Below are 17,198 nucleotides of genomic sequence, written 5' to 3'. Positions count from 1 at the left end.
CAGAAGAAGGTTTGGAGAACTCCGAGTTGGCGTGTCGGACCTAGCGACCGCGCCGGTTGCGCCCCGCCCGCTGGCCCGGTTTCCCCGCGGTTGAACGCCCTTTTGCTTTCTGGGCGGCGTCGCCTGCCGCCTCGATCGCGGATTGGCGGGCGAGGGGGTCATCGGCGATGGCGAGTTCGACGGCTTCCAGGCGGTGAACCTCGTCGCGCAGGCGGGCGGCTTCTTCGAATTCGAGGTTTTCGGCGGCCTTGCGCATTTTGGCTTTCAGGCCCTCAAGATGCGCAATCAGGTTGTCCCCGATCATCGGTTTGTCGATGGTGGCGGTGACGCGTGACATGTCGGTGTCGCCGTCGTACAGACCGGACAACACGTCATCGACATTCTTTTTCACGGTCTCCGGCGTGATGCCGTGCAGCTTGTTATAGGCTTTCTGTTTCTCACGCCGCCGGTTGGTTTCGTTCAGCGCACGCTCCATCGAGCCGGTGATGCGATCCGCATACATGATGACGCGGCCTTCGGCATTGCGCGCGGCGCGGCCGATGGTTTGCACGAGTGAGGTTTCCGAGCGCAGGAACCCTTCTTTATCCGCGTCCAGAATGGCGACCAGACCGCATTCCGGGATGTCGAGACCTTCGCGCAGCAGGTTGATACCGACCAGCACGTCAAAGGCGCCAAGGCGCAGGTCGCGCAGGATTTCAATGCGTTCGATCGTGTCGATATCCGAGTGCATGTAGCGCACGCGGATCCCCTGTTCGTGCAGGTATTCGGTCAGGTCTTCGGCCATGCGTTTGGTCAGGGTTGTGACCAATATTCGCATGCCGCGCGCGGCGACCTTGCGCACCTCGTCGAGCAGGTCATCGACTTGCATGTCCACGGGGCGAATTTCGACTTCAGGATCCACAAGGCCGGTGGGACGGATCACTTGTTCGGCAAAGACCCCTCCAGTTTGTTCCAGCTCCCAACTGGACGGCGTGGCGGACACGAAGATAGATTGCGGGCGCATCGCATCCCATTCTTCGAATTTTAACGGACGGTTGTCCATGCAAGATGGCAAGCGGAAGCCATGTTCGGCCAGCGTGAATTTTCGGCGATAGTCGCCCCGATACATGCCGCCGATCTGTGGCACGGAGACATGGCTTTCATCGGCAAAGACGATGGCATTGTCTGGGATATATTCAAACAGCGTAGGGGGCGGTTCACCCGGCGCGCGGCCTGTCAGGTAACGCGAATAGTTTTCGATGCCGTTACAGAAGCCGGCGGCCTCTAGCATTTCAAGATCAAACTTGGTCCGCTGTTCAAGGCGTTGGGCTTCCAGCAGCTTGCCTTCTTCTTCGAACTGGATCAGCCGCACGGCAAGCTCTTGCTTGATGTTCTGGATCGCTTGTTTCAGCGTCGGCGTGGGCGTGACGTAGTGTGAGTTTGCGTAGACGCGCACTTTCTCAAGTGTGTCCGTCTTCGCTCCGGTCAATGTATCGAATTCGGTGATGGCTTCAAGCTCTTCCCCAAAGAAGGATAGCCGCCAGCCGCGGTCTTCCAAATGGCTGGGCCAGATTTCCAGACTGTCGCCACGCACCCGAAACGATCCACGCTGAAACGCGTTGTCATTGCGTTTATATTGCTGGGCCACCAGATCACGCATGACCGATCGTTGGTCATAGTCTTTGCCGACCGTGATGTCCTGCGTCATGGCGGTGTAGGTTTCGGGTGAGCCGATGCCGTAGATGCAGCTGACCGAAGCCACGATAATCACATCATCACGTTCGAGAAGTGCCCGCGTGGCCGAATGGCGCATCCGGTCGATTTGTTCATTGATCTGGCTTTCTTTCTCGATAAAGGTGTCAGATCGCGCGACATAAGCTTCGGGCTGATAATAATCATAGTAACTGACGAAATATTCGACCGAATTGTCGGGGAAATACCCTTTCATCTCACCATAAAGCTGGGCGGCAAGGGTCTTGTTGGGGGCAAGGATGATCGCGGGGCGCTGGGTTTCTTCAATGATCTTGGCCATGGTGAAGGTCTTGCCGGTGCCGGTCGCGCCCAACAGCACCTGATCGCGTTCACCAGATTTTATACCGCCCACCAGTTCAGCGATGGCCGTGGGCTGATCGCCCGCGGTTTTGAAGGGGGTATGCATGACAAAGCGCTTGCCGCCCTCAAGTTTGGGACGGGCGGTTGGGGCAAGCGTCGGGTTGGTCAGCGGGCTGTGGGTCATGCGAATCCTTCCGCGCATTAGAATGGTCACATTTTGTTCTTCTTCAAGAGGTAAGGATTACTTTACCTTTCCCTCCCCATAATTAGCGAATTGAGCGAAATGCCTGCATTTCGGACTATAGGGTTCAGATAGTGGCCTTCGGATATGTGAAGGCATTTACCAGTAGGCAACCATAGGTTGCACCAGTGAAAAGAGGAGCGTAAGGCCCCTTTTTGATCTCGGCTATCTAAACATCAGAAAATAAAGAAGAAAAAATATATAATCGGCTATTTTTTCTTCAAAATATGCAACTAAAAGTGTTTTTAGCTCTTGCTCGCGCTTGGACATCACGCTAGGTTTGTCTTGCAAGCAGCAGAACGGACTGCCGGTGGCGACGATACACCCACCCCACCCCTCGCTCCCTCGGAGCTACCGGCAGCCACTCTGATTTCTCAAAACCACCACTCACGATGCGCTTCCGGCCCGCAGTTGGGCTGGAAGCCACTGGTGCTGCTGCCGGCATCGAATTCCAATTTTGCTTGAATTACATCCACGCATCCCTGATAAACCGCTCAGGCTTTCAAGGAGATCCCAGATGCGCGCACGTATCTATCAACCCGCTCGTAACGCCATGACTTCAGGGCAGGCTAAAACAAAGGTTTGGCTGCTGGAATATGCTGCGGATGAGGCGCGAGACGTGGATCCATTGATGGGTTGGACCAGTTCGTCGGATACACAAAGCCAGGTGCGGCTGAAATTTGATACGAAAGAGGCTGCTCTGAACTATGCCCGTGAACGCGGTATCGAAGCCATTGTTCAAGAACCGCACAAGCGTCGGCCGAACATCCGTTCCGGCGGCTATGGGGACAATTTTGCCACCAATCGTCGCGGCCCCTGGACCCACTGACACTGTGAATCGGGTCAAAGCTGTCTCGAAATCGGGGTAAAGTTCCTGCGAAACACCGCCCGGATCAATAGGTTGGTCTCGTGGCCGAAGCGCACACAATAGTTGGAGTCATAGGTGACCGACCGGGTCGCCTTCTTTGTCTGTGTTGAACAGAGAGTCATTCCGATTGATCTCACACGATCCATCATTCGCAGCGAATGTTTCGAGGAACGGAGAGGAAAGAGGGCGGCGACAAGGCACCAAAGATGCGCTTGAACTTTACCGTCCGGTGATTGTGCGACTTCAGCACAATGAGCTGCGGGCGGAAGATAGTTGCACCATCATTCACCAGATCTCTCATCAACCGCGGTTTTGCGGGTGATTTGCGGTCCTTGGTCTGTTTCGACGGTGCGATGCAAGGGGTTGTCACCTGTAAAGCAATCTGCCACGTCGTCCGATGAGGGCATCCGCGCAACGTCATTTCATCGTCCACACGTTCGATACTGTTCAACCAAGATCCAGCAACACGCGAGTCATCATGGCATCGCAGGCCTGAAGCTCGGAAAGAGCTAAACCCTCGTCGGGTTTGTGCCCGTCGGCCGCCATATTACCCGGGCCGACAACCACAGTATCCAAACCCAGTTCCGCGAAAAAACCGGCCTCGGTACCAAAAGCAACCTTTGTGACTTGATCGGTCGCGGCGAAGGACAAAGCACGATCAACTGCGGGGGCATCACGCGACGTATCCAACCCGAAATAGGCAGGTCCCTCGGTAATCCTGACCGCGTTTGCATTACCAAACATCTTGCCGACTTTATCAGCCGATTGTTGAATTTGGGCGCGAATGCTTTGCACAGGAAGGTTGGCCAGATGGCGAAACTCCATTTCGATCTGCGCAAGGTCTGGCACGATGTTCAACGCCTTGCCCCCGGTGATCCGCCCGACATGCACGGTCGAACAGGGGATGTCATAGGCGTCGTCCGTTGGCCCCTTGGCCAATTCCTCCTGAAGGGCGCGCATCTCGTCAACAAAACTTGCGGCCACGTGGATTGCGTTCACGAAGTTCGGCGCCAGAGCGCTATGGCCCGACTGGCCGAGGCAATCGACGCGCAGCGCGACCTTGCCCTTGTGCCCCGTCGCCACCTGCATTGAGGTCGGTTCGCCAACAATCACCATGCGCGGCCTGCCCAGGAGTGGCGCGAGGGTGGACATCATGTCGCGAATACCGACGCAGCCGACCTCTTCATCATAGGAAATCGACAGGGTCAGGGGTGCCGAAAGTGGGGTGTGTTGCGCCTGCTCGGCCAGCGCAAGGGCCGAGGCCAGAAACCCTTTCATATCCGTGGTGCCCCGCCCGACAAGCCGGTCTGCCCGCCGGGTCAGCGCAAAAGGCGGGCTGGACCAGTCCTGCCCTGCCACCGGGACAACATCGGTATGCGCCGACAGACAAATGCCACCATCGCCGGGTCCGATCCGGGCAAACAGCCCGGCCTTCTTGCCGCAGGGTGACGGGATGCGCGTTACCGCGAACCCGGCCATGTGCAGAAGGTTCTGAACATAGTCGATCAGGTCCAGATTGCTGTCGGCGCTGACAGTCGGAAACCCAACCAGCCGCTCAAGAATGTCGAGTGTGCGGTCCATATCGCCTCTTTCTTCGGCACCTGTATCCTGACCGATCTGCGGGGAAAGGAACAGGCGCGTTCAATCCACGGCCAGCGCGGTAATTTCGCGGCGGAAGGGCAGCGCGTCGCCAATATCCTCGCTGTCCAGTTCACGTGCATAGCGGTGGCCCGCATAGGTGGCCCATGCAATTGGGCCGGGTGCATTGGCGTCACCGATCAGTTTGACTGACTTGATGCCCGCATCTGCCCACTCGGCCTCGCGTGCCTTCAGGTCGTTGTAAACGCTGTTGTTTTCGAGTTTGGACGAAACGAGCAACACGCCATCACATTCAATCGCCCGCCGCTGGTCAGTGAACATACAATTGGTTTCGACATGATCCTTGCCGATGGACATGACGCCGCGGTTCAGTTCGATTACAACGCCCATTCCAACCAGACGACGGTGGATTTCGTGCTGCTCCAACGTGTTCAGTGTCCATTCGCTGACATAGGCGGCGGGTGTCACCAGTGTCACCGTGCAACCTTTCTGGATCAATAGCTCGGCCATCACGCCACCCATATAGTAGTGGTCATCATCATAGATCACCACGTGACCTGAGGGGGCTGCCCCATCCATCAGGTCGTCGGGGGAATAGAGCGGCATGGCCGCGTCCGTCGGAAAGGGGATCACATGCTGCCGCGCAACCCCGTCGCGGCGCCACTTGGCCCCGGTCGCGATGCAGACATTTTCGAACCCGAACTCCAAAATGCTCTCGGCATCCAATTCACTGTCGAAATAGGTTTCGACATTGGGTTTTTGTCCGATCTGATATTCGCGGTAGTCCACCACGCGGCCCCAGGCCGACAGGCCGGGCAGCAACCGTTCGCGGGAGACACGCCCCCCGATGGCGGTGCCGGATTCGGCCAGGGCCACGTCATAGCCACGCGCGGCCAAGGCGCGCGTTGCCTCAAGCCCGGCAGGACCCGCGCCGACGACCAGCACGTTCGAGCTGTCGCCCTTGGCGTTCATTCGTTCCGGGTGCCAGCCCTTGCGCCATTCCTCCATGAAGGTGGGGTTCTGGGTGCAGCGGCTGATCGACATGGTCATGTCGCCAGTGATGCAGATGTTGCAGCCGATACATTCGCGGATGTCTTCGACCCGGCCTTCCTCGATTTTCTTCGGAAGGAAGGGGTCTGCAATCGAAGGGCGGGCGCAACCGATGAAATCCAGCGTGCCGGTGCGCACCATCTTGGCCATGACGTCGGGGCTGGTGAAGCGCCCGACACCGACGATGGGCTTGTCCGTCAGCTCGTGAATGCCCTTGACCAGTTGTTCCTGTGCGGCCTCTTCCTTGAAGCGGGACGGACCCGAGCAATCTTCCCACGTGCCTTGCGCCAGATCCCAAAGGTCAGGCAGGTTGCGGTTCATTTCGACGAACTCGCGCACTTCGGCGTTTGAAAAGCCAAGCTCTCCGATGGTTTCGTCCAGCGACACGCGCAGTGTGATGCCCATCGAGTCGCCAACAGCGTCCTTGATGTCGGCGATCACCTCGTTCACGAAGCGCGACCGGTTTTCAAGACTGCCACCATACTCATCCGTACGGTGATTGGTTGCGCGGCTCAGGAAGTGTTGGAAGATGCCGAACCCATGCGCGCCGTAAAGGCAGATCAGGTCAAAGCCCGCGTCTTGCGACCGTTTCGCTGCGTTCACGAACCAGCGGCGCAGATCGCGGATATCGCTTTTGTCCAGCGCGCGCGCCTGCACAGGGTCGTTGGTAAAGGTGCGGATGGGTTGGGCGGATACCGCCAGCGGCACCTCTTTCGTATAAAGGTTCGGTCCATTGACGCCCGAATAGGCCAATTGGATCCCCGCAAGCGCGCCATATTCCTTCATCCGCTCGGACATCTTGCGCAGCATTGGGATATCTTTGTCTTCCCACAGGCGCAGTTCGATGAACGGGGTGATTTCCGAGGTGTGGTGCATCTCGGTCTGTTCGGTGAAAATCACGCCCCAGCCGCCTTCGGCCTTGGAGCGCCGCATCTCGGCCGCCGCAGACGGATCGCGATACCCGCCGCCATTGCAATGGGGCACCTGATAGAACCGGTTCTTGGCGGTCACCGGCCCGATCTGCATGGGCTCGAAAAGGACGTCATAGCGTTTGTCGCGCACGTTTCATTCTCCTGTCAGGATCGCGTTGTCCGGCCAGCGTGACAGATGATCGGGTTAGGTAAAAGTCGAGGTTGCGAAAGCGTGGGTTAGGTTGGGGTTAAGCCCCGGCGTCGATGGCCTGACCCGGGTAATTCCAACCGCAGATCACCTCGGAGGCATGGGTGATGAAGGCGTTGACGGTCAACACATTGCGCGCGCCTTCGGGGATGATCAGGCCCAGTCGCATGGGGCGCTGTTCACCTTTCAACGGAATGAACACCAGCCGCCGCCCATCGGGGGAAAGGTCAGAGAAGGGGCGGATATTGGCAATCGCATAACCAAACCCGTTGGCCACCAGCGACCGCATCACCGCCATATCACGGGTGCGTTCGACAATCTTGGGTTTGCGCCCGGTCTGATCGAAGAAGCTCAGGAAATAATCGCTGCTCAGCGGCAGGTCGAGCAGCACCATCGGATAGTCCAGAAGCTCTTCGATATCGACCTCGTTTTGCCGCGCGAGGGGGTGGCCTTCGGGCACCATGGCATAGGGTGGCAATGTGCGTAGGGGTACGAATTCAAGGTCAGGCGGTATCTCGAGATCATAGGACAATGCCACGTCGATCTGCGCGCGGCGAAGCCGTTCGATCAAGTTCAGTTGGTCGGTTTCAATCTGGCTGACGCGGGTGTCCGGATAGGTCAGTTCGAATTGGCGTCGGATTGCAGGCAAAAGCATCTGCGCGAACGTCACCAGACAGCCGATGTTCAGCGGACCCTGAACATTGCCGGAAATATCCCCCGCCAGGCGGTTCAACGCCTCGGCCTCGACCAGCACTTTCTTGGCCTGCACCATGAACTGGCGCCCGGCTTGCGTCAGGCTTAGCCCATGGGCGTGTTTGCGCACGAAAAGGGGCAGGCCAAACTCGTCTTCCAACTGCGAGATTGCAGCCGAGATCGAGGGCGATGAGACGTTCACCCGTTCGCTGGCCTGCGAGATCGAGCCTTCCTCGCCCACGGCGACGAAATATTCCAACTGACGAAGAGTGAACCGCAAAGCCATCGTGCGATTATGCCCGACGGTTCAAGGGGTTCAAGCTTTATACTTGATCCACGTGGTCTTGAGCGCGGTATATTTGTCAAAGCTGTGCAGCGACAAATCACGCCCGAAACCCGATTGCTTCATCCCGCCAAAGGGCGTCTGCGCGGAAAGCGCATCCACCGTATTGACCGATACGGTCCCAGCAAAAAGCTTGTCAGACACCCTGAGCGCGCGGCTTAAATTGTCGGTCCAGACCGATGCGGCCAGACCATAGACGCTGTCATTGGCCATCGTGACCGCCTCGTCTTCCGTATCGAACGGGATGATCGACAGGACAGGGCCGAATATTTCGTCGCGCGCCAGAGGATCGTCGTGGCGCACATCGTCAAAAATCGTGGGCGGCACAAAGCACCCCTTGCCATCGACATAGGCACGCGCGCCACCAGCCACGAGATTTGCGGTCTTCTTGCCACCTTCGACAAAGCGCATGATGTTCTCGGTCTGCTTCTCGTCCACGATGGCGCCCATTTTGGCGGCAGGGTCCAAGGGGTCGCCCGGTTGCATCGCTTCGGCCCGCGCAATCATTTTTTCGACAAAGGCGTCCTTGACCCCACGTTCGACATAAAGCCGCGAGTTGGCCGAGCACACCTCGCCCTGATTGAAGAAAATGCCGAAGGCCGCCATGTCCGCCGCCGTGTCCAGATTTTCGCAATCGGCAAAGATCAGGTTGGGGCTTTTGCCACCAGTTTCGGGCCAGACCTGTTTCAGGTTCGACTGGCCCGAATACTCCATGAATTTCTTGCCAATGGCGGTTGACCCGGTGAAGGCCAGACAGTCCACATCCATATGCAAGCCAAGCGCCTGCCCGGCGGTGTGGCCAAAGCCCGGCACAACGTTCAGAACCCCGTCAGGCAACCCCGCCTCGGACGCAAGTTCAGCCAGACGCAGGGCGGAAAGCGGCGATTGCTCGGCGGGTTTCAGAACCACCGAGTTACCTGCCGCAAGTGCTGCTGCCGACTTCCAGGTGGCCATGTCCAAAGGGAAGTTCCACGGTGTCACCGCACCAACCACACCAAGGGGCACGCGCGACACCAGTGCCAGATCACCGGGGCCGGTGGGGGCGACCTCATCATAAATCTTGTCAATTGCTTCGGCATACCATTGGAAGAAATGCGCAGACCCCGGCGCGTCAATGGTTGCGGCATCCGTGACCAGTTTGCCCATGTCCAGACTGTCCAAAAGCGCCATTTCTTCAAGGTTTTCCCGGATCAGATCGGCCAGTTTCAACAACACTGCCTTGCGATCCCCGGCGGCCGTGCGGGACCATGATCCGGCCTCGAAAGATTTGCGCGCGGCGGCGACGGCCAGATCCACATCTGCCGCATCGCATTCGGCGACCGGGGTCAGCACCTCGCCCGTTGCCGGGTTGATGCTGTCAAAGGTCTTGCCTGACACCGCATCGACGAATTTGCCGTCAATGAAGGCCTGATTGCGAAAGCTCAGCGCCGCGGCGCGGGATTTCCAATCTTCAAAGCTATAGTCCAACATCATGTCACCCCTTGATTAATCGTCGCCCGGCACGCCGTAAGATGGCGCCTCGCGCGGGTCGAGCGCGCGTTGGACATAGGCGTCCAATTGCGGCTTGTAGATGTCCCAGGCGGTGGCGACCGCCTCGATCGGGCAGTCCTCGGTCCAGTCGCAGCGCAGGTCGGCCACCGGCCACGCCACCTTGTCAACCAGCATCATGCCCGCCGAATGCACCGGGCCGGCTTCGCCACCCGCGGCCAGACCTGCGCGCATCGCGGCAATCAAGCGATCACCCAGATGACCCGTGCTGGATAGAAATCCGTCCACGATGGCCTGCGGCACGCCGTCATTGGCAAGAAGATTGCCACCCGAGGCGACATCCTGCCCTTGCGCTTGTGTCCAGATGCCAAGGCTGTTCGGGCCCGAATGGATCGCCGTTGCGCCCTGTTTGTCTACTGCCAGAACCTGCCGGTATTCGATATGTTTACCAAGGTCTTTGACCCCCGCAATCGCTTCGCCCGCGCTCATGCCGCCTTGCATCAGGTCAAGCGCCAAGGGGCCAAGTGTCGGGTCGGTCACGTTCTGTGAGGCCACCGCACCAACGCCTGCCCGCGCATACGCGCAGCGCGCGGCGACGGCGGGCGAGGAAGACGAGATGGCCACGCCAAACATGCCGGTATCAGCGCAGCGGGCGACAAGGGAAAAGGTCATGCGGTCACTCCGGTATGACGGCGGTGCCGTCGATTTCCACAAGCCATTCGGGCCGTGCCAGGGCCTGCACCACCAACCCGGTCGAGACGGGATGCACGCCTTTGATATATTCGCCCATGGTGCGATAGACATCCTCGCGGTGGCGCACATCGGTGATATAGACGACCACTTTCACAAGATGCTCCATCGTTCCGCCCGCTTCTTCGATCAGTTGTTTGATGTTTTGCATGACCTTGCGGGTCTGCTCGACCGGGTCGTGACTGTCGATGCTCACAGCGTCATCAAGGTTCTGCGGGCACTGCCCGCGCAGCCAGACTGTCTTGCCGCCGTGGGTGACGACGGCCTGACACAGATCGTTGTCGAGGTTCTGTTCCGGATAGGTGTCCGACGTGTTGAATTTACGAATGCGGGTATGGGCCATGGGGGCTCCTGTCAGGTGTCAATGTCGGGCGGGCGTAGTGGACGATGTAATCCTTGACCATTTCTGATCCCGATTGCTTCACTTTATTGCGCGGCTGACTGTATCGGCGCGGCCATGCCGTCATAGTCCAGATAGGCCTGTTGTGTGGCGATCTGATCGGCGATGTGTTTTGCGTCATGCCAGACCCCCCACAGGAAGGTGGATCCGCGACGCGACTGCCACGGAAGGCCCAGGAAATAGACGTCCGGCACAACCGAGACTCCACGCTGGTGGATCGGCGCGCCTTTGTCATCAAACGCGTCAAACTTCATCCAGCTGAAATCCTGCCGAAAGCCAGTGGCCCAGATGATCGTGGTGATACTTTCTTTTGCAAGGTCAATCGACCGAATCGGGTTGGTCAGGCAATCGGGGTCGGGCCACATCTCGCGCGCTTCCGGTTCTTCGGGAAGCTCAAGGCCCGTGCGCGCCACGTAAGCGTCTGCGGCGTCCAGCATCTCGTCATAATTGGCGTCACCGGCTGCGATATTGCGTTGCAGATCATCACGAAAGCTCAATGTCCCGTTCTCAAAACGATCGGTCAGGCCCAGAAGGGTGACGCCTTCGCTCGCCAGTCGGCGGAAATCCATGGTCAGGCCACCGTAAGCTCCACTGACCGAGATCGTCACATGTTCCGTCCCAGGCTTTTGCGCAGACATGTCCCACAGACCAAGAACGCCCAGCCACCAAACGAAGTCGCGCCCGCGATAGCGGCGCGGCGGGCGGTCATGCGGCCCGACAGACAGGAACACCTTGCGGCCAGCGCGGTTCAGCTCGTCTGCGATCTGCGCCCCCGATGATCCCGCACCGACCACCAACACCGCTCCGTCCGAGAGCCGCGAGGGGTTCCTGTAATAAAACGAATGAATCTGATCGACCCCGGCCTGTTTGGGCACGATCGGTGGGATCACCGGATGTTGAAACGCGCCGGTGGCGGCAACGATCCGTTTGGCTTCGATCACACCGTCCGAGGTTTCGACCCGAAAGCCTGCACGGTCGCCAAGACGTTCGGCCTGCAACACCTCGACCCCGGTGCGGATCGGGGCATTTACCATCTGCGCGTATTCTTCCAGATAGTCCGCAACCCGATCTTTGGTCACGAACTCGTCCGGATCACAGCCTTTGAACTCAAGACTGGGAAACCGGTCGTGCCACGCGGGGCCATTGGCAACCAAGGCGTCCCAGCGGCCCGACCTCCACGCCTCGGCGATCCGGTTTTTCTCAAGCACCAGATGAGGGACACCGCTGTTTCCCAGGTGTTCGCTCAGGGCGATACCGGCCTGACCGCCGCCAACAACAAGCGTGTCTATCGTCTCAACAGGCATAATAAATCCTCTCAATCTGTGCAGATGGGCGCGCAGGTGTGGACAGCGTCGCACCATGTTCGGCGTTCGCTCTACTTTGACATGAGGTGCTGTATGGAAAAGAACGATCTCCATCAGCTTTGATTAGGCCACGACTAATCATCGCAGATATTGAAAAGGTTGTGCCTAAGCCAAACTTCGCAAGATACGAATTTTTGTGCGGGGTCTGTGCCTCTACCTTGAAGCAGAGACTCGGAGGTCACAATGCGCGAACATTGCCATCCCCCATCCGGGGGACACGACATGATACCATTGCGAACGCTAGGGTTTTCCGGAAGCACGGAGAGCTCAAAATGAATGACGGCACCCAGATCGCAGTGGATGTCCGCGACGCGGTGAAGCGCTATGGCGAGTTTACAGCCTTGCAAAAAATATCACTCGGTATCCGTGACAACGAGTTTTTCACACTGCTTGGACCATCAGGCTGCGGCAAGACAACGCTTCTGCGGATGATCGCAGGGTTCGAGGATGTGACCGAGGGCGCCATTTTCCTTTACGGAGACGAGATCGTCTCCCTGCCGCCGCACCATCGACCCGTGAACACTGTTTTCCAGAACTATGCGCTGTTTCCACATATGACCGTGCTGGACAATGTCGGGTTCGGGCTTGAGATGCGCGGCGCGTCCAAATCTGATGCCCGCAGTAAAGCTGGCGAGATGCTGGAGCTTGTGCAGCTGACGCAGTTTGCAGCGCGCAAACCGTCGCAACTGTCCGGCGGCCAGCAACAACGCGTGGCTCTTGCCCGCGCGCTTGCGCCATCGCCGAAAGTGCTGCTTTTGGACGAGCCGCTGTCGGCGCTTGACCTGAAACTGCGCAAATCCATGCAGATCGAGTTGAAGCACATACAGCGCGAAACCGGCATCACCTTCATTTTCGTCACCCACGATCAGGAAGAAGCACTGACCATGTCGGATCGCATCGCGGTGATGTCAGCCGGCAGCATGCAGCAATTGGGCGACCCCAAGGACATCTATGAACGCCCGCGCAATATGTTCGTGGCCGACTTCATCGGTGAAACCAATCTGCTGGAAGTGTCGGTGGACGCCATCAACAATGGGCGCGCCATCTGTCATCTGGGCGGCGGTCACGAGCTGACCTGTAACGCGGTCGACGAGGTAAGCGTCGGCTCTAGAGTGCATATGTCGGTGCGCCCGGAGCGCTTGTTTCTGTCCGAGGAGCCCACTGAATCGGAAAGCCTGAAAGGCACGGTTGTCGAAAACATTTTTATTGGCACCGACATCACCACGATGATCGACCTGCATGAAGGGCCGGATTTCACCGTTCGCACGTCTAACTCGGATCGCGGCATAAAGCGCATTTTTGATCCGGGCGCCGAGGTCTATGTCAACATGGAGGCAGGCTCGGCGCGCCTGTTGGTGGACTAGTGGCTGCCGGTGCTGCATCTGGCGGTTCCGCCGCCTCGGACACATATGCCGAGGCGCGCAATTGGCTTCTGCTGCCCAGCTGGGTCGTCATTGGCATTTTCGTGCTGGTCCCGGTCATCATGATGCTGGTCTATTCGTTCCTGACCAAGGAATTCAGGGGCGGCGTGATTTGGGAGTTTTCGCTGTCCGCCTATGACCAGTTCTTCTTTGATCGGGGGTTGTTTGGGGATGATGCCCCGAAACTAGAATGGACCTATATCGTGATCTTCTGGCGCTCGATCTGGCAGGCAGGCCTTGCGACCGTTCTATCGCTTCTGATCGGCTTCCCGACCGCGTATTTCATCGCAACCCGGCCTGAAAAGTCACGCGCAATGTGGGTGTTTCTGATCACCATTCCCTATTGGGTGAATCTGCTCATTCGCACCGTGTCGATGAAGTTTCTTCTGCGCGATCAGGGGCCGCTGAACGATTTTCTGATCAATATCGGCCTGATCGACAACCCACTGCATATCATCAACACCAATCTCGCTGTGCAGCTTGGCCTGTTCTACAGCTATCTGCCGTTCATGGTGCTGCCGATCTATGCCTCGGTCGAACGCTATAACTTCGCCCTCAGCGAAGCGGCGGCGGACCTTTACGCCACCAGATGGGTCACGCTGCGCCGCGTCCTTCTGCCAGCGGTGAAACCCGGCGTGATCGCAGGTTGTATCCTGGTCTTCGTCCCTTCGCTGGGTGCTTTTCTTGCGCCGGATCTTCTGGGCGGCGCCAAGAACTTCATGATCGGCTCGCTGATTGAAGAGCAGTTCAAGGGCAACGCAGGCAATTGGCCCTTCGGTGCCGCCGCCTCGATGATCTTGCTGACCATGGTTCTGATCATTCTTTTGATCTTCGCCCGTCAGCAACGCAAGGCGGAGGCAATATCATGAGCGCCAAGACTGACGTGAAAACCTATCCCGGTTTCAAGCTCATGACTTTGCTGTGTCTGGTCATCCTCTATGCCCCGCTGGTCGTCGTGACGGTCTATTCCTTTAACGCGTCGAAATCCATCACGGTTTGGGAGGGGCTATCGCTGCGCTGGTATGCGGATGTGTTTGTCGGGCCGGAAAGTGGCAAGTTCAAACAGGCGGCGATCAATTCGTTCACCATCGCGATCGTGGCGGCAACCATATCGACCACGATTGCAACATCTGCGGCGACAGCCATTGTGCGCGGCGGCAAGTTCCGCTTGCGCACAGCCTCGCTGGGTTTGATCAGCTTGCCCCTTATGGTGCCCGAGATCGTGACCGCGGTCGCCTTGTTGATCTTCTATAACTCGGTCGGGTTCACCCGCGGATACCTGACCATTCTTGTGGCACATATCGCCTTCTGTATCCCCTTCGCCTACCTGCCCATTCAGGCCCGGATGCAGGGGATCGAGGATACCTATGAACAGGCAGCGATGGATCTTTATGCCTCGAAGGCGCAGGCGTTCCGCCGGGTGCTGCTGCCGTTGATGATGCCCGGCATCATCTCGGGGTTCCTTCTGGCGTTCATCGTCAGCCTCGACGATTTCATCATCACCAATTTCGTCAAGGGCGCGGGGGTCGAAACCCTGCCCACGGCGATTTTTGGATCGGTGAAACAAGGGCTCAAGCCCAACATCATGGCGATTTCGACAATGCTGCTCAGCGTCTCGATCGTGATGGTGACGATTTCCTATTTCGTATCGAAATCGGACAACACAAAATAACTTAGCAGGGAGCTAACAATATGAAACTTCTGACACAATCTGCCATGGCGCTGGCCTTGATGGCCAATGCCGCCACCGCGGAAGGCGAGTTGGTCGTCTATCACTGGTTCGAATACATGCCGCAGGAGCTTTTGGACAAGTTCACGGCGGAAACCGGTATCAACGTCACCATGGACACCTACGACAGCAACGAGGCGATGTTGGCCTCGCTCAAGGCTGGTGGCATGGGCACCTATGACGTGGCGGTGCCCGGCGATTACATGGTTGCGATCATGGCGGGCGAGGGGCTTCTGGACACCATTGCGGACGGCGAGCTTGCCAACAAGGGCAACATAGCACCTGAATGGGCCGACCCCAGCTTTGACCCCGGCCGCACCCATTCGATTCCATATCAGTGGGGCTCGACCGCGTTTTCGGTGGATACCGAGGTCTATGGTGGTGACATCAACACAACCGATATTCTGTTCAACCCACCGGCAGAGCTTGCAGGCAAGATCAACATGCTGGACAGCCAGGGCGAGGTGATGGCGCTGGCATCGCTTCACATGGGCATTCCGCAATGCTCGTCCGACCGCGAGCAGTTGAAGGCGCTGAACGAGATGTTGATGAGTGCCAAGGAAAACTGGGCCTCGTTCAACTCGGATACCGCGAAGGAAGTGATGGTGTCGGGCGACGTGGCCGTGGGCATGATCTATGACGGATTCGGGGCCAAGGCGCGGGCGGAAAAAGCATCGCTGAAATATGCGTTCCCGAGCCAGGGCTATGTGGTCTGGATGGACAATGTTGTGCTTTTGAAAGATGCGCCAAACCGCGACAACGCACTGAAATTCATGGATTTCCTGCTTCAACCTGAAAACATCGCTGCGGTGTCGAACTATGCGCGTTATGGCGCAGGCGTCAGTGGCGTGGGTGAGTTCCTTGACCCGGAATTGGCCACGTTGCCCGAGGCCAACCCACCCTCAGAAGCCGGCCCGGGGGTCTTCATCGAGGTCTGTGACGAAGCCACGCAAGCAGTCTATGACCAGATCTGGACCAACGTGAAAAAGTAAGCTTGATCGTCTGGATTGAGGGCGGCCGGCAGGGCCGCCCTTTTGCTTGAAGGGGGTAAACATGGAAACGATTTTTACGGAAAAGCACCGCCTTAGAAACTCAAAGACCGAGCTTTTTGGTGGTCAACTTGTCGAACCGTTCGAACGCCCCTCGCGGGCGGAATATATCATTGAGCGCGTGCGCAAGGTTGATCTGGGTCCGGTGTCCGACCCCGATGACTTCGGGATGAACCCGATCCTTGCCGTTCATGAAGCGGGTTTCGTTGACTTTCTTCAAACCGCGTGGACGGAGTGGGTGGCCGAAGGGTTTCAGGGCGAAGCGATGACCACCGTCTGGCCCGCCCGCCGCATGTCCACCCGTATCCCCACACATATCGAAGGCCGGATGGGATACTATGCCCTGGCGTGCGAGACCTCGATTTCGGACGGGACTTGGGACGCGGCCTATGCCTCGGCTCAGGTGGCGCTGACCGGGGCAGAGCGTATCCGCCAAGGCGCGACCTCGGTCTTTGCGCTGTGCCGCCCGCCGGGTCATCACGCAGCCATTGACATGTTCGGCGGCTACTGCTTCCTGAACAACGCCGCGATTGCGGCGCAGCATCTGCTGGACAAAGGTGCCAAGCGCATCGCGATCCTGGACGTGGATTTTCACCACGGGAACGGCACGCAGGACATTTTTGACACGCGCAACGATGTGTTGTTTCTGTCGATCCATGGCGACCCGATGGATGCGTTCCCCCATTTTCTGGGCCACGCGGACGAGGTTGGCAGTGGCAGGGGCGAAGGTTTCACCGTGAACTATCCTTTGCCGCCTGGCACTGATTTCGCGACGTGGCGCGCAAGGCTGGCGGATGCGCTGGCGCGGGTCAAAGATTATGCACCCGACGTTCTGATCATCTCGCTTGGCGTCGATACGTTTGAAACCGATCCGATCAGCTTTTTCAAACTGACCTCGGATGATTTTATGGCCTATGGCGGCGATATTGCGGGGCTAGGCTTGCCCACACTTTTTGTGATGGAAGGCGGCTATGACATTGCTGAGATCGGGATAAACGCAGTGAATGTGCTTCAGGGGTTTGAAGACGGGGCATAATCCGGCAAGCTGCCGCC

The 17,198-nt window shown here is 58.1% G+C and carries 15 protein-coding genes; 6 read left to right on the top strand and 9 right to left on the bottom strand.

Annotated elements, in window-relative coordinates:
- Positions 1-40: 40 nt before the first annotated feature.
- Complete coding sequence (uvrB, locus tag AC13C8_RS14395; protein ID WP_482847982.1) at positions 41-2,215, bottom strand: excinuclease ABC subunit UvrB; 2,175 nt, start codon at positions 2,213-2,215, stop codon at positions 41-43.
- A 574-nt stretch (positions 2,216-2,789) separates the two neighbouring features.
- On the opposite strand from uvrB, the gene AC13C8_RS14390 reads away from it, so the two are divergent.
- Positions 2,790-3,101, top strand: coding sequence for an ETC complex I subunit (locus AC13C8_RS14390; RefSeq protein ID WP_091431124.1), 312 nt, complete (start codon positions 2,790-2,792; stop codon positions 3,099-3,101).
- Between the two features lie 184 nt (positions 3,102-3,285).
- On the opposite strand, the gene AC13C8_RS14385 is transcribed toward AC13C8_RS14390, so the two are convergent.
- From AC13C8_RS14385 to AC13C8_RS14350, 8 genes are all read right to left on the bottom strand, one after another.
- Positions 3,286-3,441, bottom strand: a complete 156-nt coding sequence (locus AC13C8_RS14385) for a hypothetical protein (protein ID WP_482847981.1) — start codon at positions 3,439-3,441, stop codon at positions 3,286-3,288.
- A 146-nt stretch (positions 3,442-3,587) separates the two neighbouring features.
- Positions 3,588-4,721, bottom strand: a complete 1,134-nt coding sequence (gene argE / locus AC13C8_RS14380) for an acetylornithine deacetylase (RefSeq protein ID WP_091431123.1) — start codon at positions 4,719-4,721, stop codon at positions 3,588-3,590.
- 60 nt (positions 4,722-4,781) lie between these two features.
- On the bottom strand, positions 4,782-6,851 hold the full coding sequence (locus AC13C8_RS14375; protein ID WP_482847980.1) for an oxidoreductase: 2,070 nt from the start codon (positions 6,849-6,851) through the stop codon (positions 4,782-4,784).
- A gap of 97 nt (positions 6,852-6,948) precedes the next feature.
- Positions 6,949-7,887, bottom strand: coding sequence for a LysR family transcriptional regulator (locus tag AC13C8_RS14370; RefSeq protein ID WP_482847979.1), 939 nt, complete (start codon positions 7,885-7,887; stop codon positions 6,949-6,951).
- A gap of 30 nt (positions 7,888-7,917) precedes the next feature.
- Positions 7,918-9,414, bottom strand: a complete 1,497-nt coding sequence (locus AC13C8_RS14365) for an aldehyde dehydrogenase (protein ID WP_482848180.1) — start codon at positions 9,412-9,414, stop codon at positions 7,918-7,920.
- A 15-nt stretch (positions 9,415-9,429) separates the two neighbouring features.
- Positions 9,430-10,104 (bottom strand): DUF1028 domain-containing protein, encoded by a 675-nt coding sequence (locus AC13C8_RS14360; RefSeq protein WP_482847978.1) that lies wholly within the window; start codon positions 10,102-10,104, stop codon positions 9,430-9,432.
- 4 nt (positions 10,105-10,108) lie between these two features.
- Positions 10,109-10,525 (bottom strand): RidA family protein, encoded by a 417-nt coding sequence (locus AC13C8_RS14355; RefSeq protein WP_091431116.1) that lies wholly within the window; start codon positions 10,523-10,525, stop codon positions 10,109-10,111.
- An 83-nt stretch (positions 10,526-10,608) separates the two neighbouring features.
- Positions 10,609-11,886: a flavin-containing monooxygenase gene (locus tag AC13C8_RS14350; RefSeq protein WP_482847977.1), complete on the bottom strand. Its 1,278-nt coding sequence runs from the start codon at positions 11,884-11,886 to the stop codon at positions 10,609-10,611.
- 332 nt (positions 11,887-12,218) lie between these two features.
- Between AC13C8_RS14350 and AC13C8_RS14345 the strand changes: the two genes are divergently transcribed.
- The 5 genes from AC13C8_RS14345 (at position 12,219) to AC13C8_RS14325 (ending at position 17,181) form a co-directional block, all read left to right on the top strand.
- Positions 12,219-13,310 carry an ABC transporter ATP-binding protein gene (locus tag AC13C8_RS14345; RefSeq protein WP_091431113.1) on the top strand — a complete coding sequence of 364 codons (1,092 nt, stop codon included), beginning with the start codon at positions 12,219-12,221 and terminating at the stop codon, positions 13,308-13,310.
- Entirely contained in the window at positions 13,310-14,236 is a 927-nt protein-coding gene (locus tag AC13C8_RS14340; RefSeq protein WP_482847976.1) for an ABC transporter permease, read from the top strand. The genes AC13C8_RS14345 and AC13C8_RS14340 overlap by 1 nt, the downstream gene beginning before the upstream one ends.
- Positions 14,233-15,039 (top strand): ABC transporter permease, encoded by an 807-nt coding sequence (locus tag AC13C8_RS14335; RefSeq protein WP_177179346.1) that lies wholly within the window; start codon positions 14,233-14,235, stop codon positions 15,037-15,039. The genes AC13C8_RS14340 and AC13C8_RS14335 overlap by 4 nt, the downstream gene beginning before the upstream one ends.
- 20 nt (positions 15,040-15,059) lie before the next feature.
- Entirely contained in the window at positions 15,060-16,088 is a 1,029-nt protein-coding gene (locus AC13C8_RS14330) for an extracellular solute-binding protein (protein ID WP_091431108.1), read from the top strand.
- A 61-nt stretch (positions 16,089-16,149) separates the two neighbouring features.
- On the top strand, positions 16,150-17,181 hold the full coding sequence (locus tag AC13C8_RS14325; RefSeq protein ID WP_482847975.1) for a histone deacetylase family protein: 1,032 nt from the start codon (positions 16,150-16,152) through the stop codon (positions 17,179-17,181).
- The last annotated feature ends 17 nt before the right edge of the window (positions 17,182-17,198 follow it).

The organism is Aliiroseovarius sp. B-4, from assembly GCF_056857795.1.
This window is presented reverse-complemented; position numbering and strand designations above follow the sequence as displayed.

Excerpts from the sequence above, each read along its gene's own strand:
- uvrB (WP_482847982.1), bottom strand. The coding sequence starts at position 2,215 with ATGACCCACAGCCCGCTGACCAACCCGACGCTTGCCCCAACCGCCCGT.
- AC13C8_RS14390 (WP_091431124.1), top strand. The coding sequence starts at position 2,790 with ATGCGCGCACGTATCTATCAACCCGCTCGTAACGCCATGACTTCAGGG.
- AC13C8_RS14385 (WP_482847981.1), bottom strand. The coding sequence starts at position 3,441 with ATGAGAGATCTGGTGAATGATGGTGCAACTATCTTCCGCCCGCAGCTC.
- argE (WP_091431123.1), bottom strand. The coding sequence starts at position 4,721 with ATGGACCGCACACTCGACATTCTTGAGCGGCTGGTTGGGTTTCCGACT.
- AC13C8_RS14370 (WP_482847979.1), bottom strand. The coding sequence starts at position 7,887 with ATGGCTTTGCGGTTCACTCTTCGTCAGTTGGAATATTTCGTCGCCGTG.
- AC13C8_RS14365 (WP_482848180.1), bottom strand. The coding sequence starts at position 9,414 with ATGTTGGACTATAGCTTTGAAGATTGGAAATCCCGCGCCGCGGCGCTG.
- AC13C8_RS14360 (WP_482847978.1), bottom strand. The coding sequence starts at position 10,104 with ATGACCTTTTCCCTTGTCGCCCGCTGCGCTGATACCGGCATGTTTGGC.
- AC13C8_RS14355 (WP_091431116.1), bottom strand. The coding sequence starts at position 10,525 with ATGGCCCATACCCGCATTCGTAAATTCAACACGTCGGACACCTATCCG.
- AC13C8_RS14350 (WP_482847977.1), bottom strand. The coding sequence starts at position 11,886 with ATGCCTGTTGAGACGATAGACACGCTTGTTGTTGGCGGCGGTCAGGCC.
- AC13C8_RS14345 (WP_091431113.1), top strand. The coding sequence starts at position 12,219 with ATGAATGACGGCACCCAGATCGCAGTGGATGTCCGCGACGCGGTGAAG.
- AC13C8_RS14335 (WP_177179346.1), top strand. The coding sequence starts at position 14,233 with ATGAGCGCCAAGACTGACGTGAAAACCTATCCCGGTTTCAAGCTCATG.
- AC13C8_RS14330 (WP_091431108.1), top strand. The coding sequence starts at position 15,060 with ATGAAACTTCTGACACAATCTGCCATGGCGCTGGCCTTGATGGCCAAT.
- AC13C8_RS14325 (WP_482847975.1), top strand. The coding sequence starts at position 16,150 with ATGGAAACGATTTTTACGGAAAAGCACCGCCTTAGAAACTCAAAGACC.